Source organism: Alteromonas sp. RKMC-009 (genome assembly GCF_003584565.2).
Classification (GTDB): Bacteria; Pseudomonadota; Gammaproteobacteria; order Enterobacterales; family Alteromonadaceae; genus Alteromonas.
This window is the reverse complement of record NZ_CP031010.1, coordinates 303,323-328,720: the sequence shown is the minus strand read 5'-3', so window position 1 is coordinate 328,720 and position 25,398 is coordinate 303,323. Positions and strand designations below refer to the sequence as shown.

Below are 25,398 nucleotides of genomic sequence, written 5' to 3'. Positions count from 1 at the left end.
CAACCGGATGCGGGAAATTGATAAATTGTAACAGCTCGATAATGCTCAGGAGTAATTCCATCAGCCCGTCCTTTTCGTAAATTTCATCACCAGCACATAGAACGCCGGCACAAAGAAGATTGCCAGCACGGTGGCGGCTACCATCCCGCCAAACACACCGGTTCCGATGGCCTGCTGTGTTTCTGAACTGGCACCGGATGCCAGCATGAGGGGTACGACACCCAATCCGAATGCCAGTGATGTCATCATAATAGGGCGCAAACGCTGCTTAGCTGCATTCACAGCGGCATCAAGTGCTGATTGCCCTTCTTCGTACAATTGTTTTGCAAATTCGATAATGAGAATGGCGTTCTTAGCTGAAAGACCAATCACCGTGATCATCCCCACTTTGAAAAATACATCGTTTGGCATATCACGGATAAATACTGCCGCCAGTGTACCGATGAGGCCAAGCGGTACCACCAGCATTACCGACACCGGGATGCTCCAGCTTTCATACAACGCAGCCAGAACCAGAAACACAACCACCATGGAAAGTGCCATCAGCACAGGCGCCTGTGCCGACGACTGCTGTTCCTGAAGAGACTGACCTGTCCACGCAACAGTGAAGCCTTTGGGTAACTGTGTAGCCAGCCGTTCCATTTCAGCCATTGCCTCACCACTTGATACCCCCGGTGCCGTACTGCCTGCAATGCGGGCGGCAGGGAAGCCCTGATAGCGAACCATTTGCAGCGGAGCGCTCTGCCACCGGGGTTTAACCACTTCAGACAGTGCAACCAGCCCGCCGTTACTGTTCTGCACGTACAGACTCAGCACGTCATCCACATTCATTCTGGCACTCGCATCAGCCTGAATAATCACCTGTTGCATGCGACCGTTATTAGGGAAGTCATTGATATAAAGCGAACCCATTGCCGCTGATAAGGTGTCGCTGATACTGGAGAACGGCACTCCGAGCGTTTGCGCCTTCTCCCGGTCGATAGTCAGCTTCACACTGTCACCGGCAGGCAGGCCTTCAGGATATACGCCGGTAAGTAACTCACTTTCCCATGCCAGGGACAGCAATTGCATTTCCGCCTGTTTCAGCGCTTCGGTGCCATGATTTCCACGATCCTGCAGTCTGAGTGTGAAGCCCGACGATGTGCCTAAACCATCAATCGGTGGCGGTAGCAACGACATCACCATACCTTCAGTAGTGTTCGCCATAGCCGTTTGTGTGGCTTCAATTTCGCCATTCACCGTTGCACCATTGCGCTCGTCCCAATCTTTCAACATGGTGAACGCCAGCGCGGCATTGGGGCCGGAGCCCGAAAAGCCGAACCCGAGTATGCTGACATTAGATTCTACCCCTTCACTGGACAGCACCTGCTCTTCAAACTGCCCTATAACATCCAGTGTTCGCTCCTGAGTTGCATCAGAAGGCAACTGAAAACTCGTCATGTAATAGCCCTGGTCTTCTTCCGGCAGAAAGGCTGATGGTAACGCGTTGAAGCCCATTATAAGTACCACCACGATGGCAATATAGGCTGCAGATGCTCGTGCCATTCTGCCCAGTAAACCGGTCAGCATATTGCCATATCGACCCGTCAGTTTCTCAAACTGTTCATTGAACCATCTGAAGAACCCGGGTTTAACCTTCGATTCATCGACAGGACGCAGAATAGTTGCACACAACGCTGGCGTCAGAGACAGGGCCAGAAAGGCTGAGAAAAGAATAGATATCGCCATCGATAAGCTGAACTGCTTATAAATGACGCCCACAGAACCACTGGCAAAGGCCATGGGAATAAATACTGCCGTAATAACCAGCGTCATACCAATCACTGCGCCAGTTATTTCTTTCATCGCCACTTTGGTTGCGTCTTTCGGTGACATACCTTTGTGCATAAGACGTTCAACGTTTTCAACCACCACGATGGCATCATCAACAATAATACCGATAGCCAGCACCATGCCGAACATAGTCAACACGTTTACGGAAAACCCGGCCAGCAGCATGACGGTGAGGGTCCCGAGAAGGGCAATAGGTGCAACAATGGCGGGTATCACCGTATATCTGAAATTCTGTAAAAATAAATACATCACCAGAAAAACGAGCACCATGGCTTCCACCAGCGTCATCAATACTTTTTCAATAGACACTTTAACGAATGGCGCGGTATTAAATGGCACGGAGGAACGCATTCCCTGAGGAAGTGTTTCCTCTACTTCTTTTAACCTGGAAATGACCGCCTCAGCCGTTGATAAGGCGTTAGCCCCTGGCGCTAGCTGCACCGCCACCGATGTAGCCGGGTTACCATCCTCGCGGATGGCAAAGTTATAGGTTTGCGCGCCAAGTTCTACTGTCGCGACATCAGATAGCTTTACGTTTGAACCGTCGGGCAGTGCCCTTAGAATAATGTTTTCAAAACCACTCACCGAACTGAGTTGCCCGTCAACCGTTAACGGAATAGTCACTTTTTGTCCGCTTACAATCGGCGCAGCACCCACGGCCCCCGGTGCTATTTGCACGTTTTGCTCACTGATAGCCGCTGTCACTTCGCTCATTGTGATGTCGAAAGAAAGCAATTTCTCCGGGCTAACCCAAATTCGCATAGCTTGTTCTGCGCCAAACGACTGCACACGGCCCACCCCATCTATGCGACGAATATCGTCAATGATGTTCCGTGCCATATAGTTACTGAGTTCAACTTCAGACCAGGTATTGGCTTCCGACTGCAAACCAATCATCATCAGAAATCCTGAGGATGCCGATTCCACGGTCAGACCATTCTGTCTCACTGCCTGAGGCAATCGTGGCTCCACGGCTTTAATTTTATTCTGTACATCAACCTGTGCCAGCTGAGGGTTCGTACCAGGCTCGAAGGTAACGGTGATTTGCGCCATGCCTGACGTATCAGCAGAAGACTCGTAATAGAGTAGATTCTCTACCCCAGACAACTCCCTCTCGATAAGACTGAGTACCGCGTCATTCATCGTTTGCGGCGTTGCCCCCGGGTACGTGGCATAGATATTTACTGAGGGCGGCGCTACCGACGGATAACGCTCGATAGGTAAACCAGGAATGGCGAGAATGCCGCCAAGTACGATAAACAAAGAAATTACCCAGGCGAAAACCGGGCGTTCAATAAAAAACTGCGGCATTACTGTTTACCCTGCTTAACCCGGCTAACAAGCGATGTGTCTTCAGCAGGACTCACCGATACGCTCATGCCTTCCTGCAGTTTATCGCCACCGGAAACAACGATTTCGTCACCCGGTTTCAATCCGGAATGTACCAGATAGTGCCCGTCTTTCAGGCTTCCTAAATCCACGGTTTGTAAGCTGGCTTGCCCGTCAGCATCCACCATCCAGATTTGGGTGTTCCCCATACTTCTTACTACCGCTTGCTGTGGGATTAGCAGCGCATTCTCGTAATATTGAGAAGGAATGCTGGCACGTACGAACATACCCGGAATCAATGTCTGATCCGCATTGTCAGCCTGTAACCGAATGAGCAAATCGCCGCTGTTCTCATTCACTTTCATACTGGTAAACAGCAGGCTGCCGTTTTCAGAAAGCAGGTTGCCGTTACTGTCCGAAATACTGATAGAAGCCGGTGAGTTTTGCGTTTTCTTAAGTTGATTAATCGCTGTTCTCATTTCGCTCAGCAGAGAAGCTTTCTGGCGAACATCAACATACACATCATCGACCTGCCTGATGATTGCCAGCGGTGTGGTACCCAGTGCTGTAACCAGTCCGCCCACTGAGACAAGCTCTTCATCTACGCGACCCGCGATAGGTGCTTTAATTACGGTAAAATCCAAGTCCAACTGACGCCTCTCCAGTGTTGCCTGAGCCTGTTGTACTTCCGCCTTAAGTTGATCCCGCTGATAGAATGCCTCGTCAACCGATTGCACACTCACTGAACCTGACTGTTTAAGCTCATTAAGACGCTTCAACTGATTTTCTGCCAGGGCAAGTGCGGCCTCACTTCGTGCCAGTGCTGCTTTTGCGGTGTTAACTTCAGCTCTGAAGGGGGCCGCTTCGATTTGAAACAGCGGCTGACCTTTTTCCACGGTGGTCCCCTGCTCAAAGAGACGCCCGGTAATAATGCCACTCACCTGAGGTCTTATTTCAGCGGTTCTAAGCGCAACTACCCGGGCAGGCAAATCATAGAAAACAGTAAAAGGCTGCGCCGAAACCTTCACCGCGGCTACGTTGACGGCCATTCGGGGCTGATATTTTTCTGACGATGGTTCACTACACCCTGCCAGAGCAAGCAGGCAGAGTAACGCTATTGAAGTAAATTCTCTTTTCATTCGGTAAGGCTTTCAGTTCTAAAAACAATAAACAGTCTGTAGTATCCGGCATTGCCGTTGCGCATTGATTGACGAAGTGTGGATATTGTGTGGAGAGCCTGAATTAATGTCAGAAAAAGCCGTTAAATCCCGAATTTTGGTGGTGGACGATGAACCTGAGATCGTCAGTATTCTTGCAGCCTATCTGAATAAGTCAGGTTATGATGTTATCTCTGCACCCGATGGTGTTACCGCATTGTCACTCCACGCGTCCGGTAAGCCAGACCTGGTATTGCTGGATATTCAGATGCCGGAAAAAGATGGCTGGCAGGTACTTTCTGAAATCAGGGCAAACTATCAAACGCCGGTAATCATGTTAACTGCCATGGATCAGGATATCGATAAGCTAACAGGGCTACGGATTGGCGCTGATGATTACATCGTAAAACCTTTCAATCCTGCCGAGGTTGTCGCCAGGGTGAGTGCTGTATTACGCCGCACAATGACTGTGGCTGACGTTGCTACTTCCACGGTTATCAGTATTCCTCCTCTGGAAATCAATACAGACGATTTTACCGTGAAAGTTAAAACCCTTACTTATGAGGGGTTACTTCAACCTACGTTAACCGAATTCAGAATATTGCTGGAAATGGCCCGGAAACCTTCAAAGGTATTCACCCGGTCCACTTTGCTGGAACAGTGTTTGCCCGAAAATGAAACTCTGGAGCGAACCGTTGACAGCCATATCAGTAAGCTTCGGAAAAAGCTTGAGAAATGCGGTGTAGAAGGGTTTATGGTTGGCGTGAGAGGCGTGGGATATAAGCTATGCGACAAAAAGTAAAACTCGTTGGTTTAGGTAAGCAAATTGCGTTGTCTATGGTGACCATTGCGATTGGTGTGTCGCTTATTATGTTTGCGACCTCCTATGTCTTTTTCTACTTACTGGACAAATATTGGCCTGAGTATTTACCACAGGAGATGTCTTTAATTCCGACACTACCAGAAGTGATCTGGATGATGGTAATCACTTCCGTTGGGGTTTCTATGGCGGCATTCTTCGCCTATCACCTGTCAAAAGAAATTCTTGGTCCGCTAAATTCATTATTAATATCTATTAAATCTGTCGCGGAAGGGGACCTTTCATCAAAAATCGAGTTAGATGACAGGTGCATGAAGGAAACTTCACTGCTGGTAGACAATTTCAACGGGTTAGTGGATAAGCTCAAAACCGCAGCCGACGAGCAACATTTCTGGAATGCAGCAATTGCGCATGAACTGAGAACCCCGGTGACCATTCTTCAGGGGCGTATTCAGGGGCTGGCCGACGGCATATTTGAGCCGGATAAAGCCCAGTTCGACAACTTGCTGAATCAGGTTACCCGCCTGAGTAGAATTATCGAAGATTTGCGTGTTGTCAGTCTTTCTGAACACGAACACCTGGCTATTACGCCTGAAAGCACAGATATCGCGAACGAACTGGCGCATTTGGTCGCACTTTGCCAACCACAGTTTTTGGTATCAGGCCATACAGTTTCAGCGACATATAATCACAGATTTGCCTGGTGCGACCCGCAACGGTTTCAACAAGCGATGTTGGCCCTCTTCGACAATATCACTAAGCACGCCAACTCCGGCCCTATTAACATACGAACCGATAAAGCGGGTGATTTTGTCACCATTGAGATTGAGGATGCAGGCCCGGGTATTCCTGAAGGTGAAGAATTAACCATATTTTCTGCGTTCAGAAAGGCATCTGTGAATAAACGCCATAACGGCAGTGGCCTCGGGCTTGCTGTGGTTGCAGCCATCGTTCATGCACACGGAGGTCACGTAAGCTATCGTAGAAATTTAAGTGGCGGCAGCATTTTCTCACTTATGCTTCCCGCCACGGGTAAACCTATAAAGCACTAAAGTTCCGGCTTTACAGGCTTCTGACAAACGAACTGATTTCATCCCGTAAACGGGTATCGGATGTACCCAGATGGCCGGCCACTGAATAGTGATTATGTCCGGACAGGAGCATGCTTCTGTCGAGGATATGATTTGCCTGCAATCGCTCTTGTAATAAACCGATGCACTCCTTCTGGAAGCGTTCGGGGTCGAGCTCTGTACAGGCAATAAACAGGGGTACAGAAGTTTTAATTAATGCTGGCAAAGGTTTACGCGTTCCGTAATCTGCGGCATCACCATAGTACAGAGTGTCACGGTCATCCAGCGGAGTTATGCCGTACAAACCGGACAATAACACCGCACCGGTGATGTCTGCTTTACCCGAGTTCAGTTGCAGATAAGTCGCTACATGGCATGCGCCGGCGGATGTACCGCACAGGATGATGTTATCAGCATCACCGCCATACTGAGCCACATTGGACTTAAGCCAGCTGACCACGCGGGTAACATCTTCGCCACCGGCAGGCCAGGCAAAATCAGGAGCCAGGCGATAATTGATTACGACACCCAGCCAGCCCTGTTCTGCTGCCATACGGCCCACGCAGGCGTTATACCAGCGCTCGCCATCGCCCTTATCGCCTTTCAGAAAACCGCCACCGTGAACAAAAACGAATACCGGCTTTGACACACCGTTTTGACTGCCTGCGCCATAAATATCCAGCACATGACGCTCGTGGTCGCCATATGCCACATCAACGGCACTGGCGGGCTGTTTTGCCACCAGCTGACGTTGCTCGTCACCCAGAATGGCCAACAGACCTTCCATCACGGGCGGGCCGAGTTCACGACCCAGACGGCGGATTTGTTCACTTACCGCGGTGTTTTCCATGGTTTATTTTCCTGCCTGATGCTTAACAACTACTCAGCGGTGATGGTATTCACCAGCTTGCCCATAGGACCAATTTCCACCGACACCGTATCGCCCGGCTTCATCCACAGTGGCGGATTGCGTTTCGCGCCAACACCGCCCGGTGTGCCGCTGGCAATCACGTCACCCGGTTTCAGCGGTGTGAAGCTGGAAATATACGCAATCACCGTTGCGATTGGGAAAATCATATCGCCGATGGGCTGTTGTTGCACGATGTCGTCGTTCAGGCGCGTAGTGACCTGCACCTCAGAAAGGTCACCGGCTTCGTCCGGCGTTACCATGTAAGGACCGAACGGGCCGGTAGTCGGGAAATTTTTGCCCGGTGTAAACTGGCGGGTGTGCCACTGCCAGTCACGTACAGACGCATCATTGAAACAGGCATAGCCGGCAACATGAGACATGGCATCCTGCTCAGAAATATAACGGCCACCTTTGCCGATGATCACAGCCAGTTCACCTTCGAAATCCAGCTGCGTTGACACCTTTGGCATCACGATGGGCTGATTGTGACCAGACAGGGAATCTGCAAAGCGCACGAAAATTGACGGATGATCAGTGGCAGCGCGGCCTGTTTCCTGTCTGTGAGTCTCGTAGTTATGCCCCACACAGAATACTTTATCAGGATTCGGCACAACCGGACCTAATGTGACATCAGCCAGGCTGAGCGTCGTTTCGCTGTTCAGCGATGACAGGGTGTCTTCAGTAATGGCCGTTTTTAAATCAGCTGCCTGTGCAGATAAATCGGTGATCACATCACCGTCAAGACGGCCAAAGCCCTGTTGGCCACTGGCGGTAGTAAAGCTTACGTATTTCATAAAATATATTCCTGAGTCGGTTAATTCAGCGGCGCGGGTTGCCATGTGCGGTGAAAGCGGAAGGTTTCTTCAGCGACTTTCAGCCCGGCGAAATCTTTGTCAGACATGCCCCATTGATCGATGCGGTTTTCCGGCCACGTCCAGTCTTCCGGCGCACCCACTTTGTAATCTTCCGGCACTTTCTCAACGGCGGTAGAAAACTCTACTACCGCACCGAAAGGCGCGATGTAATAGGCAAACACGTTGTCACCCGGTCCGTGACGGCCGGGGCCCCAGGCAGGAGTGCGTTTATCGTCACGCAACCGGCCGACACCGCGCATCACCGCGTCCATATCCTGCATCTCAAAGGCAATGTGATTCAGAGAGCTGAACCCTGCGCGGGCAAAAGCCGTGCTGTGGTGGGAGTCGTTGCAGCGTACGAATACCATGCCTTTGGTGCGGTCTGACACGCGGAAATTAAGCACTTTTTCCACAATATCAGCCGTGCGTTCTGCATCGGTGGCATTGAATACCACATGCGTCAGTTTTACCGGCAAATCGTCATCGTCCAGCGCATCGACTTCTTCTGCATTCACCAGAAAACGCAATAATTCACCTTCCGGCAATTCAACAACAATGCCTTCACCACCGCCCAGGTCAGTGCACGCTTCAGGCCGGCAAGGGAAGCCGGACTGAGCGACACGTTCTTTCAGGGCAGTCAGTTCATTGTTGTCACACACAAAGGTAACGCTGCGTACATACTTGCTGTCGCCTTCTTCCAGCGCAACCAGATAAGGGAATGTGCCGGAGCCGCGAATGTAATGTGTGTTGTTTTGCACAGCCGCAAGTCTGGTGCCCCACACATTCACAAGGAAATCTGCGGCTTTATCTGCTTCCGGCAGCACCATTTCTATACTGCGTAGTTTCATGCTTTACTCTCCAGTTCTCCGGTAACGGCATCTATGCCGGCAAGGGCGCAGTGCTCATCGACTTCACCGGTGTCACCGCTTATTCCCACAGCACCAAGGATGTTGCCCTGACTGTCTTTAATCAGATTGCCGCCCGGTGATAACGCCAACTCAACCCCGCTGATGGCGGTGACACTGGCAAAAAATACCGGATTATTCTTCGCTTTCTCTGCAATGCCACGGGTATTGAAGCCCATGCCAAGAGCACCTTTTGCTTTCGCCATGGCGATATCGAAGCGATACAAGCTGGCCTTATCTTCCCGCTTGAAAGCGACCGGATGCGCACCGGCATCAAGTACAACAACCGCCAGCGGATTCACGTTATTTTCTCTGGCATAACGCAGGGTGCCATCAATGATCTTATCAGCGAGGGCTAATGTTAATGTCATGCTATGGATTCCTGTTGTGGAGTGGCAGCACAAGCACCGTCAAGCTGGTCTCTCAGCTGCTGTAAAAGTGAGGCACAGCATTCACTGGCTGTACCGTAAACGTAGTAGTCAGGGCGCAGCAGTACCGCTCCCGCACCGGCATCTTCAAACCAGGCGGTCAGTTGCGGGTCACGCCACTGGCTTAAGTCGACCACTTCGATGTTCAGGTCCGGCAGGGTACTTTTAACCTGAGTTAACGCTTTGCCCGCCACATCCAGTCCCGATACCAGTAGTCGCCAGTCGCCATGGGTTAAATCATCAAACAATTGTTCCGAGCCGTTAATATTCAAACGGGGCTGAATGAAGCGGCGGCCGGCCTGCGAAGTCTCTGCTGCAATAATGCCATCTGTAACTGGCGGGATCAGGTCGGCGGCCGTCGTAGGCAACTCACCTTTTTTCACCTTTTCCCGTATGTCTATGTCACGCTGAGCGGCCTTTTCCCTGTCCAGCATGCAGATATAACGACCTGCACCGACTGCGGCAGAGATAACAGCCCGCACATGGGGGTCACGCTCAGGCTGATAGGTTTTAAGCAGGGATTCATTTGCCAGGCCTTTAGATACCAGGTCCAGTTTCCACGCCAGATTGGCGACATCACGGAAACCATGACACATACCTTGTCCGAAAAACGGCGGAGTCTGATGGGCTGCATCACCGGCTAAAAAGACATTACCGCATTTCCATTGTTCCGCCACGAGACCGTGGAAACGGTAGGTCGCAGCCCGCACAATGTTATGCGGAACGCCTTTAAGATAAGGCGCAAGCAACTCTGCGACTTTTTCCGGCTGCATCATTGCCTGATCATCTTCACCGGGCAGCAGCATTAATTCCCAGCGGCGGTGGTTACCCCTGCCGGGCACAACAGTCGCCGGACGTTCGGGATCACACATCATCACTGACAACTGCTGAATATTGGCATCGTCAGGTAAACCGCTCAGCGGCGGGAACTGGATCTCCCCTTCTACTTCGGCATCCACCACCAGCCAGGGCTCTTCAAACTGCAAATCGTCCAGCTTTATACCCAGCGATTTCCTGACCACGCTGCGGGCACCGTCACAGGCAATGACCCAGCGGGCCTGAACAGTTTCCGCCTTATCGCCGGTGCGGGTTTCCAGCGTTACACTGCGTTTACCGGCGGTATCAGTCTCCTGACTGATCGAAACACATTCCGTGCCCAGACGCAGCGATACGTTGCTGAAACGGGACAGCGCATTTCGCAAGTGATCTTCCAGCTCAGGCTGATAAAAGAAGTAATCGTTCGACCAGCCGTAAGGACGGGGCTTGCCCACTGTGCCCATATACCGGATGACACCGCGATCAGCGCCGATATGCAGATGACCGTCGGTGTCGCGCATATCTTTTAGAATGGTGTCGTGTAAGCCGACAGACTGGAATAAACGCACCATCTCATGGTCGAGGTGAACGGCGCGGGGTAACGGATACGGGTTCGCTTCTTTCTCCAGAACGACGACATCAAGCCCCCGTTTTCCCAGAAAATTGGCCGCAAGAGCCCCTACCGGCCCGCAGCCAATAATTGCTACATCATACATTGTAAATTTCCTTATGGCGGGCTAGCTGTCGCGGGCTGGCGTTTTGTACAAACGGCCTTCTTGCATAATCATCGCGATATTTTGCTTGTTCTGCATAATGGTGACGTCTTTGGTTGGGTCGCCGTCAATCAGCAGTAAGTCAGCCAGGTAACCTTCTTTTACCAGACCAAGCTCGTCACCCATACCCATCAGCTGTCCACCTAATTGTGTGGCTGCGTGCAGGGTTTCGGCAGGGGTATAACCGAAGTGCTCAACCCATAATTCCAGGTCACGGGCATTGCGGCCGTTAGGGTTGAAAGGGAATCCGTAATCGCCGCCGGGCAGAATTCTTACGCCTTTCGCTTTCAGCTTCGGTACAAGCGCTTTAAGCTTAGACAGCACAATGGCAGCGTCTTCTTTCATATGGGTCATGTCCATATGCGGCGGCGGGTTTGCATCCAGCGTGGCCTGAATAATTCCGATAGTAGGCGCAACAAACATTTCGTCTTTCTTCGCCACCAGCATATCAATGGCTTCATCATCGGCGTAGGTACAGTGATACAGAATGCGGAAGCCGGCTTTAATCCCGAATTTCACCGCATCGCAGGCATGAGCATGACCGGTAAGCCACACATTACTTTCTTTTGCCTGCTCGCCGGCTGCCATTAATTCTTCTTCGGTATACAGCAGCTCCAGCGATGCACCGGGTTTCAGTGCGCTTTCACCGCTAATAAGAAACTTAATGGCTTTCGCACCAATATCCGCACAGTCTTTTACGAACTCTTTGACACCTTCCGGACCACGGGAATGCAGTTCAACATGACCTGGATCGAGATCAGAATCGTTGGGCGGCTCGCGCTCTACAGAGGACGGAATTAAACGGGGACCGGGCAGTCCACCGGTTACCAGGTGTTCATTTAATGAGATTTCCAGGGTTTTACTTAACGCGCCTGCGGAATAAGCACTGGTAAACCCGTGGTCGAGAAGAATACGGGCATTGCGGGCTGCTGTCAGCGCCAGTTCCTCAGGGGGAAGGAACATGCCCGGTACAAATTTTTCCACCGACGTTGGCCAGGTAAGGTGAGCATGGGCTTCAACCATACCGGGCATAAGCGTTTTGCCCTTTGCGTCGATAACAATGTCACCTTCCTGTGCAGGAATGGCTGCGTCACTGATTTGAACAATACGTTTGTCTTCAATGGCAACAGAGCCGGAAACCAGGTCACTACCGCTGCCGTCGAAGATATTGGCGTTATTAATTATTGTACGCATAAGCGTCACCTATTCTTCTGGATATACGCTTATGTTGGCACTCTCAGATATTTGTTCAAATATTTATTTTTTTGTTAAATATAGGTAAAGACTATACATCCAGACACTGCACGGTATGGTCGATGAAAGCCTGTGCAATTGCCGGTAACTTTCGCTCTGCCAGCCATAACAGGCCCACCTTGCGCTGGAAAGCAATACCTTCAATTTTAATGGCCCGTAAAGAGCCGTTTTCCAGCTCAGATTTCACCACTTCATTTGGCAATATGGTGATGTAATCTGACGAGCGCACGATGGATTTTGTAGTAAGCAGTGAGTCACAGGATATCGCGTTGCCGGGCAGCGCCGCATCACTGTTGATAAACAAGGCATCAATTTGCCTGCGGAACCCGCCAACCTTGTCTGGCAGTACCCAGCGCGCTGCTGCCAGTTGCTTCAGATTCATCATATCGGGAAGATCTTTATTCGCCTGCCCGACGATAATCGAAAACGGATCAGTCATCACCGGCAGTTCACAGAAATCCTCCGGTGAGTCCGTCATACCTGACGTCAGAATGGCCACATCCAGTTCGTAACTTTTCAGCAAACGCTGAGCTTTGGCGTCGTGACACTCAATAATTCGCAGATTAAATTTCGGATATTGCTCGCTGAAACTGTTAATGACTTTCCCCATCACAGACGCCAGTGCGCCTGGTGTTCCGCCAATATTCAGGGGGCCACCGATATCTTCCGCCAGCAGTTTGATTTCTTCCTGCGCAGAGATCAGCAGGCTGTCCACCGCCTGCGCTTTGATCTTCAGCGCTTCCCCTGCCGGGGTGAGCAAAATTCCCTGCCGGTTACGTTCAAAAAGCTTGGTAGCAAGAACACGTTCCAGTTGATTAATCGCTACGGAAACGGATGGTTGGGAAAGGTGCTCTGCCCGGGCAGCACCACTGATGGTGCCCTCCCGGCAAACCGCCAGAAAAAGACGCAATGTGCGGGGATCGATACGCATGACTCACTCCTATGCATTAACTGCACTTATACTTTTTTATATTCAGGCAATAAAAAACAATAGATGTAGTGTCGGCGATCACGCTTAAAAAAACAACGGTAATAAAAAAGGCCACGGTGCTGCCACCGTGGCCTTCCTCTCAACAATCAGGGCGATTACTTAACAGTAAGCGTGCCTTTCATTACGCCGATGTGGCCGGGGAACGAGCAGAAGAACGTGTAGTCTTCGCCTGCAGCCAGAGCCTTAACATCAAAAGTAACGGCTGTTTCTTCGCCACCACCGATTACATCGGTCATAGCGATAACACGCTCGTCACCTGCTTTAACGTAGTTGTTTGCCAGACCAGCAGCAACACCGTCTCCGGCAACTGCCTGGGCATCTGCAGTTTTAGATAAAACCCAGTTGTGACCCATGACTTCTTTAGGCAATGTACCTGTGTGCTTCAGCGTAACTGTGTAGCTGTCACAAGAAGCAGGTACTGTCATTTCAGATTTATTGAATTGCATCATATCAGTGCTGTCGATAGTGGTCGCACATTCTTCGCCAAAAGCGAAGCCACTAAACAAAACTGAGATCGCAACAATCGTTTTTTTCATCATTTATTTCCCATTGTATTAATCAATTACGTTTTACCAGACATTAACTTTTTTGTATAGATCTGGCATCACAACAAAATGATAATGAAAACTATTATCACTTATGATTTAATGAAGTTGTTTGGTTATGTGTACGGTTTTGTTATGCAAAAAGGTTTACTGGAACTGGAGAGTCATATCCGCAAAGGCGACCAGCCGGACAGCCCCCTGCTTGTCGATACCTACTTGCGCCGCATTGAACATGCATCTTCTTTATTACTTTCCACGTATGAGAAAGTGAGTTTGTACATCCACGCAGCCAGGTTGTTACTCGACACCGTATGCGACTGTTTTGTGGTGACGCACTGGCGGCACCACTGCCTTAACCAGATATACCGGCCGTTGTTAGCAGCACAACGTATGGTGACCTGCGACGACGAAGACCAGTTAATCCGTCAGTTCCAGCGGGAACTTAACATCCTGGCTCAATATTTTTTGTGAAGGACACAACATGTCAGAATATCGTATCGAAAAAGACAGTATGGGTGAACTTGAGGTACCTGCAAAAGCACTTTACGGCGCGCAGACTCAACGGGCAGTTAATAATTTTCCGGTGAGCGGCCAGCCAATGCCCCGCCCTTTTATTGAAGCGCTGGTGACCATTAAAAAAGCCGCCGCGAAAGCAAACTTATCATTAGACTGTATAAACGCATCCACCAGTCACAACATCGTTAAAGCCTGTGATACTTTGCTGAGCGATGAGCAGATGATGCAGCATTTCCCGGTGGATGTGTTTCAGACCGGTTCCGGCACCAGCTCTAACATGAACGCCAACGAAGTGATTGCCACTCTGGCGAATAAGGCCGGCAGTGTTAATGTACACCCCAACGACCACGTTAACTATGGTCAGAGCAGCAACGATGTGATCCCTACCTCTATCCACGTCAGCGCAGCAATTCAGGTACACCGCGTATTGCTTCCGGCACTGACACATCTGTCAGAAACCATCGGTGAAAAAGCGCAAACCCTGAAGGATTATTGTAAAACCGGCAGAACTCACTTGATGGATGCCATGCCGGTTCGTATGGATCAGAGCCTGGGTGGCTGGAAAGCGCAGATTGACGCGCAAATTAATGCAATTCAGAACCTGCAGCCTGCCCTGCAAACCCTTGCTCTGGGCGGAACTGCGGTAGGTACCGGTGTGAATGCCCATCCAGATTTTTCTTTTGCATTTAACCGTGAATTGTCTGCTCTTACGGATATCGACTTTCAACCCGGCGACAACTTCTTCGCCCTGATTGGCTCCCAGGATACCGCCGTTTCGCTTTCAGGCCAATTGAAGGCCACCGCCGTGACCATGATGAAAATAGCCAACGATCTGCGCTGGATGAACTCAGGCCCGCTGGCCGGACTGGGTGAAATCGCGTTGCCTGCTCTGCAACCGGGCTCGTCTATCATGCCTGGCAAAGTTAACCCGGTTATTCCGGAAGCTGTTGCAATGGCGGCAGCACAAGTCATTGGCAACGATGCGGCAATCACCATTGGTGGCCAATCAGGTAATTTCGAACTGAATGTGATGCTGCCTGTGATTTCGTCCAACCTGCTGAACAGCCTGACGCTCATTGCAAACAGCGCCACTATTCTGGCTGACAAAGCCATCGCCGGCTTCACAGTGAATCAGGAAACCCTGGAAAAAGCCCTGCACCGCAATCCGATTCTGGTCACCGCTCTGAATCCGGTCATCGGTTACGCCAACGCCGCAGAAATTGCCAAGAAAGCGTACAAAGAGCAGCGCCCGGTGGTAGATGTCGCAGAGGAAATGACAGACATCCCCCGCGAGGAACTGATGAAGCTTATGGATCCGATGAAGCTGACAGAAAATACCGGAGAATAAAATGCACAGCGCCCGTTACGGGCGCTGTAATTCGTGAATCCGGTTGTCAGGTTAACAGATGAATTATGACGATAGCCGGGACTTTAATTGCCTGACTTCGTCAACGATGGGTATCAAGTCACCCATGTCCAGAGGTTTCACCAGGTGATGATGAAACCCTGCCTCCTGCGAACGTTTGATGTGAGAAGGCTGACCCCAACCTGTCTGGGCTACAAAAACGGAATGTTCCAGCTCAGGCATCTCACGTAATGCGATACATAAATCATAACCGTTCATACCAGGCATCCCGATGTCCAGCAGGATCAAATCCGGAGAAAAATTTTCGACGGCTTTAAGTGCTGATGGCCCATCTTCGACAACCACTACATCACAACCTTTGGCCTCAAGGATCCACCCCATGGTAATGGCAGCATCCTGATTATCATCGGCAATCAGAACTGTTAACGGAGAAGAATCCGCCGCGTTATATTCTGGCTTTGATGCCGTCGCCTTCTGAATTTCACGCTTATCAACATCAATACGGGGTAAAGAGACAGTAAACAATGTTCCACTGCTGTCGCTTTGCACGGATACATTACCACCGTGCATTTCCACAAGGCGCTTGACCAGTGTAAGACCAATACCCAACCCACCCTGTGAACGCTCAAGTACGCCTTCGACCTGAGAAAACATAGTGAAGACTTCGTTCAGCTTATCAGAAGGTATGCCTATGCCATTATCCCGTATTTCAACATTAATCAGAGCGCCGGCAGGCTTTACATCGATACTAATCTCACCGCCGGAAGGTGTGTATTTGGCTGCATTATTAATAATGTTAGTAAATATCTGAGCAAGCCGGACAGAATCACCGTCTACCCACACATTTTCTTCAGGAAAGTTGATTGATAATGCATGATGGTTTTCGTCAATAACGGGCTGCGCCGTCTCTAATGCATCATGAATGGCGCTGCAAATATCCAGCGGTGCACGCTCCAGTTTAATCTTTCCTCTGGTGATCCTGGATACGTCCATCAGGTCGTCCACAAGGCGAACCATTTGTGTCACCTGACGCCCCACTAATTCAAATGACTCATTTTTCTTTTGTTGTGAAAACTGATCGGATTGCAGGATTTCCAGAGCGTTCCGGATAGGGGCCAGCGGATTGCGCAATTCATGAGCTAAAGTCGCAAGAAACTCATCTTTTCTTTTGTCTGCATCTCTTGCAATTTTTTCTGCTTCATACCGCTCTGTCACGTCGCGGGTTGAACCTGCAATGGCCTCTACATTCCCATATGCATCAAGTACGGGTACGAAAATGTAGTCATACATACGAAGGCCATGTGCGCCATGATAAGGCACATCCCTCCTGATGGGTTGCTTTGTCGCGATGACCTGCTCAATTTCCTGCATATGCCTGTCAGCATGCCATTTCTCGTAGTTGAGCTCGTACAGCGTTTTGCCCACTGCTTCGTCCCACGTTATTCCCCAGATATCGAGCAATGCATCATTGACGTAAGTAAACCGACCGGAGAGATCGAAGATATAAACCGGATCAGGGCTATTTGATAAAGCAGCTTCGTATAGCCGGCGCTGCTTGTGGAGAGCCTCGTTTTGCTCACTCAAAGGCGGGCTATGAGGATCATCAGTGCTTTGAGGGCCAGCCGGACAAGCCTGCAGCGTGATACAAAGCGTTTCCTCATCAAGGGCGAATATTGTCAGAGAACTTCGCTCAAGATCGGTAATTGTATCGACATCCAGACTGAAAGAACCGCCTTCAGCCACGACATTCCTGAATGCATCGTTGAATAAACCAAGACTTGAGGGAGAGATCACAACAGAAAAAGATTGATGCAGAACTCGTGTGAAATCCTGTGGCAAATACCTTTCCGCAAACCGGTTCAGATAAACCACTTTGCCGTGTACATCAGTCAGGACGATGGCAGAAGGAAAGTTATCGGCGAAGCGTTGTGCATGCTGCCCGAATAAGCTGCTATTGTTTTCTTCCAATATGGATACGTTCAAGAACTACTCAATATAGTCACCATCAATACTGTATCCTAGACCAGAGAATTGAACTATGCGATCAATTTACCGCCAATATGAGCAATTACTTTCCTTTCGGGTTTTCAGCGGCTGCGCCACAGAACTTTGCCGATGATATCAGCTGGTTTTACCCAGCCTATTTGTTCGGAAGTGATTGATTCAGCAATATTGTCGCCACCGAGATAGAGCCCGAGTTCAGGTTCCACAGAAATAACCCTTTTGATAAGCAGGCCACGGGTCTGACAACGAAAAGCGACAATGTCGTTAATGCGGGGGAGTCGCCAGAAAAGATGGCGCACCAGCACAAACGTACCGGCACTCAGTGCCGGCTCCATGCTGCGGCCATCAACGACGAGAAGTTTCAGCATCAGGCAAGTTTAGGATAGACCACTTGCTCTGCAGGCGGATATGGACACGTTGCTGTATAGGTTGCAACATCTTTGGAAGACCAGAAGTATTCCGCAAACTGATTGACCAGATTAAGCAGCTCCACACCTTTGTCGCGACTGGTATGTTGCTTACAGGCAGAACCGGCCATCATGATTTTGTGTGCCAGTTCATGAACATCAGGATATTTTTCAATTTGTGGCGCTTTAAAATAGTCGCCCCAAATCACTCTGATTTCCTGCTTTACCTTTTCCGCATGAATTTCTTTTTCACGTACAAGTCGAACAAGCTGAGCCGGATTTTCACCGTTTAACTCTTCAATCAAATCAGCAAAGCGGATAACACTCAGCGCAGCCAGTTGAGCACTGACGGGATCGTAAATTTTGCAGGGAATATCACAATGGGCACTGGCACGCTCAAAATTGACCAGAGCATCCACTTTTTCAAGTAACTTGTGGAACATGATTAATCTCCCTGCGTTAATGACTGGCGCTTGACGACTTTGTAAATCGCAAAGGCACATGCTGCAGCTGCTGCGGCAATGGAAGCATAAAACAGAACATGAAGAACTGTACTCGTCCAGTGAGCGTGATCATGGCCGGGGTGTGCCCATAAAAACGGGCTGAACAGAACCAGCGTTAACGCCAGTTGAAGCTTTAAAGACAGGTGTCTTAACATGCGGATGCTCCTTGTTAATTAATGTAGAGACCTTTGGTGCGTACTGATGTCGTCAGGTTTTATGGCGATGAAAGCAGGTCTCTGGAATTCTTCCGCTTCGCCGTGTCGCTTTTTAAACAGGTAGAGTTGTTCTGAGGCAATGCGCTTGCCCCAGATAGGCGCTGTTTCTGCAGGATTCGTCCTTTGAAGATGTTCAACATGCTGAAACACGCTGGTCAGCGCATTCAGTGCAAAGAGCGGAAAGCCGTGCCGCTCGTAAAGATCGGCCAGATTGTGATAGCTCACCAGCAAGGCGCCGATGGTTGGCCGGATGCAGGGTTCGCTTTCGACCATGGCAACGGCTAATTCGACTGCGCGTAAATATTTAAGCCGCGCGCCTTCGAAAACATCCGCGTCAAAATCTCTGTTTCCGTCTTTAATGACACGCTCCCAGATAACGTAATGAGCATGACATTCTTTATTCATAACCTCGCCATCAGGCATGCAGCACCGCCACATTGTAATAAGGCATAGTTGAAAGCAATCCGGCAGCCCGTATTTCAATGGCGCTCTTATAATGAACTAATCCGAGCTTGAAATATGCATCGCTAAGCAAATCACCGAGCGACTCCAGCTTCAGCCGCATGGCGTCATTATCTCCCCCGTCCACTTCCAGCAAGATGGCTGCAATATCAAACGCACACCCAAGATAGGCAATGGCCTCTCTGTACTGGCCGTCGGCATATAACATTGAGCCCTGATATTCATCTCTTGCCAGAAAGTGCACAGCCTGTTCCGGGTGGCTGTACACCCACTCAGTGTGTTTTGGACACAGGAAGGTAATATCCATAATGACATCCTCTACGGTGAACAAGATTAGGTGATTTCCCGTTTTCTTAAGTCTACCTTAGATGCGAATGGATAATAATGCAAATGATAATTGTTACTATTTGATGGTAAATTTTGCACCCCTGCTGATCGCCTGGGATCAGAGCTCAAACAAGAAGTAATATCCGAAACCAACCAGGAAGGCCGGTATGCCAGAATAGAGCGTTGCCAGCAGCGCTGCGCGGGGAGAAAGCGCAATAGCCGGAAACAGCGCGTCTCCGTCGTTACTGATTGCGTTACCCAGTTGCGCAGAAAACGGCAGTGCGCCATTGAGGTACAGCGTGGTAACAAGTATTTGCGGACCACAACCGGGTAAGAAGCCGATAAGGATTGCCAGCGCCACAGCGCTTGCCCCCATAGACTGAAATACATCGACCAAATCCACGCCAAAAACCAGCATACTGATCTCAAAAAGCATGAACGCCATGATCACCCATACCAACACGAACTGCGTGTCCAGTGCAGCCTTTCGTTTCCAGTCAGGTGGCTGTGACCCCGGATCTTCACTGGTTAATGAGGAATATCCCGTGCCCACACTTCCCGTAGCCCAGAGCGTAACACTCACAATTGCGAGGACAGCGCCTGTCAGGGTAAGTTGTTGCTCAGAAACAGGTAAATAGTCAGCAGGACTAATTTGCAGCGCCAAAGCCATGGCGATAAGCAGAACAGGAATACTGATCACCAGCCAGAAACGTGTTGCCAGGCCGGTCAGTGCTTTACTTACTCTCATGGACGCAGAAGTGTGACTGTCGTCCTGAGGACTGTTAAACTCATCTTCAATAAGTTCAGGCCGGTAGTTGTGAAAACGGTTCACAATGATTCCGGTAAGTGACCCCACCACCATGCCGACAGCCATCACTGTGAGACCGTCTGCCGGCTGCCGGGCCAACAGTAAAAATGCCGCATCACCCATTGTACTGGTGAGCACCGCCACAACGGAACCGAAGCTCGCTACCCCTCTTGTGTATTGAGTAACAACAATGATTGCGCCACCGCAGCCGGGTAAAGCTCCCAGAAAAGCGGCAATGAAGACTTCATAAAACGGATGGCGGGCAATGAACCGGCTGATGGTCTCTGCGGGCACCCGTAATGTACACAGGTAATACAACGCCAGAGATGCGTAAACAAAAGCCCCCACCTGAAAGAACGCGTCAGCAAGAACCTGCTGAGTCGTTTCACGGCTGAAAGGCCACCATAAAAAAGAAAGCAGAATAACAGGCAGAAACAGACGCTTGTTCACAAGCCAACCGTGTGATTTCAGTGCAATACGCACCGTTTGCATTGTAGAAACAGATTCATTCATTTTGCTTCTCAAAAGCCTGCCCGCAATTTAACCCATTGTTATGGATTACCCCTGAATAGAATCATAGGATCAGCTGAGATAAAACTCAAATAAAAATCATTATCATTAGCATAAATTCAACCTGTACTAGATGAGTGAAAATCATTATCATTACAAGTTAGACTTTAGTTTAATTTGCATAAGATTTCAGGGACCGACAGTCATGCTTTTCTCCTTAGTTGCCTTTCTCACTGCGCTGGCGGGAATGGGCTTACTGTACTTTTCCAATAAAAACCAGCGGTTTGCGTCTTCGCAGGGAGGTCCCGCTTTCAGGTACGCCGGCTATATTTTCCTCGGCGCTTCCCTTGTGATCTGGTTACAAATCATGACTGTCGCCGCAGCCATATTTACCTGGGCTCTTCTGCTGGCGGTGCTGTCCGTCATTGTGCCTGTTATGACGTTATTTAAAGCGGGAAAGGTAACCTGATATGAGCAGGCTTAAGCAAGAACAAAAAATCCGTACCGACTGGTGGAGTAAGAGTATTGCCTGCTGCTTACTTGGCCTGACTTTATCCTTCGCAATTATGGGACTATTCGCCTGGTATGGTCCGGGCGGGATCGGTGCCGTTAATAAGGACCAGTTTACGATGTGGATGGTCCCCTTCATCTGGTTGATTATCGTGGCATTTGGTTTTCTGTTTAAATCTGGCCGCAGTGCCTTTCTTTGGCTCGGAGCAGCAAACCTGGCTTGCTGGGGTCTCTTTGCCTTGCTCAGGAGCGCAGTATGAAAATCCGCAGCGACATTATCCGTATCTATCAATCTGTACACACCTGGACAGGCATAACATCGGGCCTGGTACTCTTTATTGCCTTTTTCGCCGGTGCACTGACCATGTTCAAAGCCCCCATTACAGAATGGGCTATACCCGCTGATACGCATTTACCTCAGGTAGAGTTGAACGAATATGATACGTTGATTCAACAGGCCGCCCGGGCGCATGAAAATGTTATCAGAGGTTTTACTGTCAGCCTTGAAGAAAACCAATCTCCGCTTTTCTGGTATGAACAGGGTGGTGGAAGGGGTATCTCACTGAACAGTGTGATTCGCAGTGCCTCGTTAAACGAACATGGTGAAGTGTACTCAAGCGTCAGCGAACAAAATGTGCTGGGAGATCTCATCGATCAACTGCACAGAACCGCAGGCATTCCCGGCAAAGTCGGACATGAAGATCTCGGCGTGGTGATAATGGGCATAGCCTCTGCACTCTACTTTGTTGCGCTGGTATCAGGGGTTATCTTTCTGCTGCCGACACTGGTGAAAAGCTTCTTCTCGCTTCGCCAGAAAAAAGGCGCCAGCCGTTTCTGGCTGGACACCCACAATCTGCTCGGCATCACCAGCCTGCCCTTCCACCTGATCATTGCCTGGACGGTGGTTGTATTCGCTTTTCATGACGTCATCTATGACGGGCTGGACTATATTTACGGCGATGAGCCCATGTTTCAGCGCGGCGGCCAGTCTTCTGACGTCTACCCGCTTTCTGACTTACCGGCGATTTCCAGTTTCATTCAGAAAGTGAATGAAACCACATCAGGATACCGGGTCAAACAACTCAGCTTTTCAAATCTGGATACAGAAAGAGCATCTGTACGCATTGATGTTGCAGGAGAAGGTGTGCTCCAGCGTACTGCAGATTCTGATGTGATCTTAATGCACCCTTTCACACAACAAGTTACCTACTCCACACTCAGCAGTGATGAAAATGGCGGATACTGGCCGCTGGTAAAAAGCTTATTTGCGCTGCATTTTGGTAACTTTGCAGGTACGTTTGGCCGCTGGGTATACTTCTTTTTAGGCCTGATGGGTGCAGCATTGTTCTACACAGGAAATTTACTGTGGCTGGAAAAGAGACGAAAGAAGCAGGCAGTGCAATCCACATCTAACACGGTCATGGCAAACCTCACTGTTGGTGTGTGCGTGGGGTCAATGCTGGGCGTGGCAGCAACATTACTTTCTTCAAAATGGATGTACATATCCGGGCAGCCGGTAAATCAGTCATACCTTTGGGTTTATTTCACTGTGTTTCTGCTGGCGCTGGCCTACAGCTTCCTGAAAGGTGCGGCACGCAGCGCCATTCATTTGCAACTCTTGTTGAGCTTATGTTGTGCTTGTATTCCTGTCACTACGCTTATCAGTCTCGTTTTACCCGCAGTATCGTGGCGGCTCACAGCCAGTAACCTGTGGGTTGAAACGACAGCCTGTGTCTTCGCTTATGTATTTTTTAAAGGTGCTTTGAAGACCCGTGCGCGGGCTTTACGGGGAGAGAAAAATAGCATCTGGTATATAAAAGACACTTCCGTTGATTCACCTTCCGCGTCTGGCAAAGTGGTGCCGGAATGATAGCCATGACTATTGAAAAACAGGGGGCAGTTCGGGTCACGCCCCCAAAACCATGAAAACGGCTCATACAACCATTAATTAATATCAATATTCATCATAGTTAACTCGCCCTACAATCAGCTCAACACATTAAATGTTAGTTTTTGTTTTGAGCATGGGGCACCAGACTATTATGAGTAGCGATTTCACTTATTCCATTAAGACCGTTCGCTTTGATGAGCACTACTCTCCTGCGGACGATACACGTCTTACCACGAACTTTGCAAACCTGGCCCGTGGTGAAGCCCGCCGGGAAAATCTGCGCAAAGCACTTAACATGATCAATAACAACTTCAATAGCCTGGCACACTGGGATAACCCAAAAAAAGACCGGTATTCCGTTGAACTCGATATCGTGCATGTCGACGTTGATGTTGAAGGCAATGGTGAGACCTTCCCTACGATTGAAGTATTGAAAACCAGTGTTGTCGATCATTATACGAATAAACGTATCGAAGGCATTGTGGGTAACAATTTTTCTTCTTATGTGCGCGACTACGATTTCAGTGTGGTGTTACGCAAACACAATGAGGGGAAAGACCATTTCTCTGTACCGGATAACTATGGTGAATTACACGGAAAAATGTTTCAGGACTTCATCAGTTCCGGCGCTTATAAAGAGAACTTCAGTAAACCGCCGGTGATCTGCCTGAGTGTTTCAGACAACAAAACCTATCACCGTACCAGTAATCAGCACCCGGTGTTAGGCACTGAATATAAACCTGATGAAACATCTTTGACAGAGCAGTATTTCAGAACCATGGGCATGAAAGTTCGTTATTTTATGCCTTTTAACAGCTCAGCGCCCTATGCGTTCTTTTTCTTCGGCGATCTGTTGAACGACTACAGCTTACTGGAACTCATCAGCACGCTGAGCACCATGGAAACCTTCCAGAAGATTTATCGCCCGGAGATTTACAACACGAACTCTGTCGCCGGTGAAGTGTACAAGCCAAGCCTAAGAAATCACGATTATTCAGTTACTCAAGTGGTGTACGACAAGGAAGAGCGCGCCCGCCTTGCCATCGAGCAGGGTAAATGGTGCGAAGAAAACTTCATTCAGAAACATCAAAATACGCTTCAGAAATGGGCCTCTGGCGTTGCTGCGTCAGCAATCTGATTTTAAGGTACAGGTAGTATTACAATGACAAAATTATTCCCGACCTCCACCGCCGGAAGTCTGCCAAAACCATCGTGGCTGGCGCAACCTGAACAGCTTTGGTCTCCATGGAAACTTGAGGGAGAAGCCCTCGCTGCAGGTAAAAACGATGCTCTTAGGGTGACGCTGCAAGAACAGGAAAAATCAGGTATCGATATTGTCAGTGACGGTGAACAGACCCGTCAGCACTTTGTCACAACCTTTATTGAAAACTTGAGCGGCGTGGACTTTGAAAATAAAAAGACAGTCAGAATTCGTAACCGCTACGATGCCAGCGTGCCCGGTATCGTCGGCCCGGTAAGCCGCCAGAAACCCGTGTTTATTGACGATGCTAAGTTCCTGCGGTCACAAACCGACCGCCCTATCAAGTGGGCACTTCCCGGTCCGATGACCATGGTTGATACGCTCTATGATGATTATTATAAAGATCGTAAAACGTTAGCTTTCGAATTCGCAAAAGCGTTGAATGAAGAAGCTAAAGAGCTTGAAGCCGCCGGCGTGAATATTATTCAGTTTGATGAGCCAGCCTTTAACGTGTTCCTCGATGAAGTTAATGAGTGGGGAATCGAAGCGCTGGAAAAAGCCTGTGAAGGCTTAAAATGCGAGACTGCCGTTCACATTTGTTATGGCTACGGCATTAAAGCCAATACAGACTGGAAAAAAACTCTCGGTGCAGAGTGGCGTCATTATGAAAAAACGTTCCCTGCCATTCAGCAATCAAGCATCGACATTATTTCTCTGGAGTGCCACAACGGGCGTGTGCCCTTTGAAGTCCTTGAGTTACTTAAGGGTAAGAAAGTCATGGTTGGCGCCATTGATGTGGCTACCCCGGAAATTGAAACGGCTGAAGAAGTGGCAGCGACTATCCGTGAAGCACTGAAATACGTTGATGCGGACAAGCTCTATCCTTGTACCAACTGCGGCATGGCTCCTCTTTCCCGGGACATTGCGAGGGGTAAGCTTGAGGCCCTGGCAGCGGGCGCCGATATTGTCAGAAAAGAGCTATCTGCTTAATAT

At 49.5% G+C, this 25,398-nt stretch carries 26 protein-coding genes; 9 read left to right on the top strand and 17 right to left on the bottom strand.

Annotated features, from left to right (window positions below):
• Positions 1-60 precede the first annotated feature (60 nt).
• Entirely contained in the window at positions 61-3,144 is a 3,084-nt protein-coding gene (locus DS731_RS01420; protein ID WP_119499664.1) for a multidrug efflux RND transporter permease subunit, read from the bottom strand.
• The gene (locus tag DS731_RS01415) at positions 3,144-4,301 is read right to left on the bottom strand and encodes an efflux RND transporter periplasmic adaptor subunit (protein ID WP_119499663.1); all 1,158 of its coding nucleotides are present in this window, start codon (positions 4,299-4,301) and stop codon (positions 3,144-3,146) included. Before DS731_RS01415 ends, DS731_RS01420 begins: the two co-directional genes overlap by 1 nt.
• A gap of 106 nt (positions 4,302-4,407) precedes the next feature.
• Between DS731_RS01415 and DS731_RS01410 the strand changes: the two genes are divergently transcribed.
• A complete protein-coding gene (locus DS731_RS01410; RefSeq protein ID WP_119499662.1) occupies positions 4,408-5,121 on the top strand; it encodes a response regulator in 714 nt (237 codons plus the stop codon).
• On the top strand, positions 5,106-6,191 hold the full coding sequence (locus tag DS731_RS01405) for an ATP-binding protein (protein ID WP_119499661.1): 1,086 nt from the start codon (positions 5,106-5,108) through the stop codon (positions 6,189-6,191). The genes DS731_RS01410 and DS731_RS01405 overlap by 16 nt, the downstream gene beginning before the upstream one ends.
• Before the next feature lie 10 nt (positions 6,192-6,201).
• Here the strand turns inward: DS731_RS01405 and DS731_RS01400 are convergent, their stop codons facing one another.
• The 8 genes from DS731_RS01400 to azu form a co-directional block, all read right to left on the bottom strand.
• The gene (locus tag DS731_RS01400) at positions 6,202-7,059 is read right to left on the bottom strand and encodes an alpha/beta hydrolase (RefSeq protein WP_202980696.1); all 858 of its coding nucleotides are present in this window, start codon (positions 7,057-7,059) and stop codon (positions 6,202-6,204) included.
• A 29-nt stretch (positions 7,060-7,088) separates the two neighbouring features.
• Positions 7,089-7,913: a fumarylacetoacetate hydrolase family protein gene (locus DS731_RS01395; protein WP_119499660.1), complete on the bottom strand. Its 825-nt coding sequence runs from the start codon at positions 7,911-7,913 to the stop codon at positions 7,089-7,091.
• Positions 7,914-7,933: 20 nt separating this feature from the next.
• Positions 7,934-8,821 carry a VOC family protein gene (locus DS731_RS01390; protein ID WP_119499659.1) on the bottom strand — a complete coding sequence of 296 codons (888 nt, stop codon included), beginning with the start codon at positions 8,819-8,821 and terminating at the stop codon, positions 7,934-7,936.
• Complete coding sequence (locus tag DS731_RS01385) at positions 8,818-9,249, bottom strand: GlcG/HbpS family heme-binding protein (protein ID WP_119499658.1); 432 nt, start codon at positions 9,247-9,249, stop codon at positions 8,818-8,820. Before DS731_RS01385 ends, DS731_RS01390 begins: the two co-directional genes overlap by 4 nt.
• The gene (mhpA, locus tag DS731_RS01380) at positions 9,246-10,838 is read right to left on the bottom strand and encodes a bifunctional 3-(3-hydroxy-phenyl)propionate/3-hydroxycinnamic acid hydroxylase MhpA (RefSeq protein WP_119499657.1); all 1,593 of its coding nucleotides are present in this window, start codon (positions 10,836-10,838) and stop codon (positions 9,246-9,248) included. Before mhpA ends, DS731_RS01385 begins: the two co-directional genes overlap by 4 nt.
• A 21-nt stretch (positions 10,839-10,859) precedes the next feature.
• Positions 10,860-12,089, bottom strand: a complete 1,230-nt coding sequence (locus tag DS731_RS01375) for an amidohydrolase family protein (protein ID WP_119499656.1) — start codon at positions 12,087-12,089, stop codon at positions 10,860-10,862.
• Between the two features lie 91 nt (positions 12,090-12,180).
• Entirely contained in the window at positions 12,181-13,080 is a 900-nt protein-coding gene (locus DS731_RS01370) for a LysR family transcriptional regulator (protein WP_119499655.1), read from the bottom strand.
• A gap of 155 nt (positions 13,081-13,235) precedes the next feature.
• The gene (gene azu / locus DS731_RS01365; protein WP_119499654.1) at positions 13,236-13,679 is read right to left on the bottom strand and encodes an azurin; all 444 of its coding nucleotides are present in this window, start codon (positions 13,677-13,679) and stop codon (positions 13,236-13,238) included.
• Positions 13,680-13,760: 81 nt separating this feature from the next.
• Here azu and DS731_RS01360 point away from each other — a divergent pair, with 81 nt between their 5' ends.
• Positions 13,761-14,156, top strand: a complete 396-nt coding sequence (locus DS731_RS01360) for a hypothetical protein (RefSeq protein ID WP_150154217.1) — start codon at positions 13,761-13,763, stop codon at positions 14,154-14,156.
• Between the two features lie 10 nt (positions 14,157-14,166).
• Positions 14,167-15,549, top strand: coding sequence for a class II fumarate hydratase (locus tag DS731_RS01355; protein WP_119499652.1), 1,383 nt, complete (start codon positions 14,167-14,169; stop codon positions 15,547-15,549).
• 63 nt (positions 15,550-15,612) lie between these two features.
• Here DS731_RS01355 and DS731_RS01350 read toward each other — a convergent pair whose 3' ends face one another.
• The 7 genes from DS731_RS01350 to DS731_RS01320 form a co-directional block, all read right to left on the bottom strand.
• Positions 15,613-17,550, bottom strand: coding sequence for a PAS domain-containing hybrid sensor histidine kinase/response regulator (locus tag DS731_RS01350; protein ID WP_119499651.1), 1,938 nt, complete (start codon positions 17,548-17,550; stop codon positions 15,613-15,615).
• A 104-nt stretch (positions 17,551-17,654) separates the two neighbouring features.
• The gene (locus DS731_RS01345) at positions 17,655-17,939 is read right to left on the bottom strand and encodes a S26 family signal peptidase (RefSeq protein WP_119499650.1); all 285 of its coding nucleotides are present in this window, start codon (positions 17,937-17,939) and stop codon (positions 17,655-17,657) included.
• Complete coding sequence (gene sodN, locus DS731_RS01340) at positions 17,939-18,421, bottom strand: superoxide dismutase, Ni (RefSeq protein WP_119499649.1); 483 nt, start codon at positions 18,419-18,421, stop codon at positions 17,939-17,941. The genes DS731_RS01345 and sodN overlap by 1 nt, the downstream gene beginning before the upstream one ends.
• Before the next feature lie 2 nt (positions 18,422-18,423).
• Positions 18,424-18,636, bottom strand: a complete 213-nt coding sequence (locus DS731_RS01335; RefSeq protein WP_119499648.1) for a hypothetical protein — start codon at positions 18,634-18,636, stop codon at positions 18,424-18,426.
• A gap of 18 nt (positions 18,637-18,654) precedes the next feature.
• Positions 18,655-19,101, bottom strand: coding sequence for a hypothetical protein (locus DS731_RS01330; protein ID WP_150154215.1), 447 nt, complete (start codon positions 19,099-19,101; stop codon positions 18,655-18,657).
• Between the two features lie 10 nt (positions 19,102-19,111).
• Positions 19,112-19,465 carry a hypothetical protein gene (locus tag DS731_RS01325; RefSeq protein ID WP_119499646.1) on the bottom strand — a complete coding sequence of 118 codons (354 nt, stop codon included), beginning with the start codon at positions 19,463-19,465 and terminating at the stop codon, positions 19,112-19,114.
• Positions 19,466-19,603: 138 nt separating this feature from the next.
• A complete protein-coding gene (locus tag DS731_RS01320; protein ID WP_119499645.1) occupies positions 19,604-20,806 on the bottom strand; it encodes a putative manganese transporter in 1,203 nt (400 codons plus the stop codon).
• A gap of 202 nt (positions 20,807-21,008) precedes the next feature.
• On the opposite strand from DS731_RS01320, the gene DS731_RS01315 reads away from it, so the two are divergent.
• The 5 genes from DS731_RS01315 (at position 21,009) to DS731_RS01295 (ending at position 25,395) form a co-directional block, all read left to right on the top strand.
• Positions 21,009-21,272, top strand: coding sequence for a hypothetical protein (locus tag DS731_RS01315; protein WP_119499644.1), 264 nt, complete (start codon positions 21,009-21,011; stop codon positions 21,270-21,272).
• Between the two features lies 1 nt (position 21,273).
• Positions 21,274-21,573 carry a hypothetical protein gene (locus DS731_RS01310; RefSeq protein WP_119499643.1) on the top strand — a complete coding sequence of 100 codons (300 nt, stop codon included), beginning with the start codon at positions 21,274-21,276 and terminating at the stop codon, positions 21,571-21,573.
• Positions 21,570-23,183 carry a PepSY-associated TM helix domain-containing protein gene (locus DS731_RS01305; protein WP_119499642.1) on the top strand — a complete coding sequence of 538 codons (1,614 nt, stop codon included), beginning with the start codon at positions 21,570-21,572 and terminating at the stop codon, positions 23,181-23,183. The genes DS731_RS01310 and DS731_RS01305 overlap by 4 nt, the downstream gene beginning before the upstream one ends.
• A gap of 172 nt (positions 23,184-23,355) precedes the next feature.
• Positions 23,356-24,342 (top strand): DUF1852 domain-containing protein, encoded by a 987-nt coding sequence (locus DS731_RS01300; RefSeq protein ID WP_119499641.1) that lies wholly within the window; start codon positions 23,356-23,358, stop codon positions 24,340-24,342.
• A gap of 24 nt (positions 24,343-24,366) precedes the next feature.
• A complete protein-coding gene (locus DS731_RS01295) occupies positions 24,367-25,395 on the top strand; it encodes a methionine synthase (protein ID WP_119499640.1) in 1,029 nt (342 codons plus the stop codon).
• The last annotated feature ends 3 nt before the right edge of the window (positions 25,396-25,398 follow it).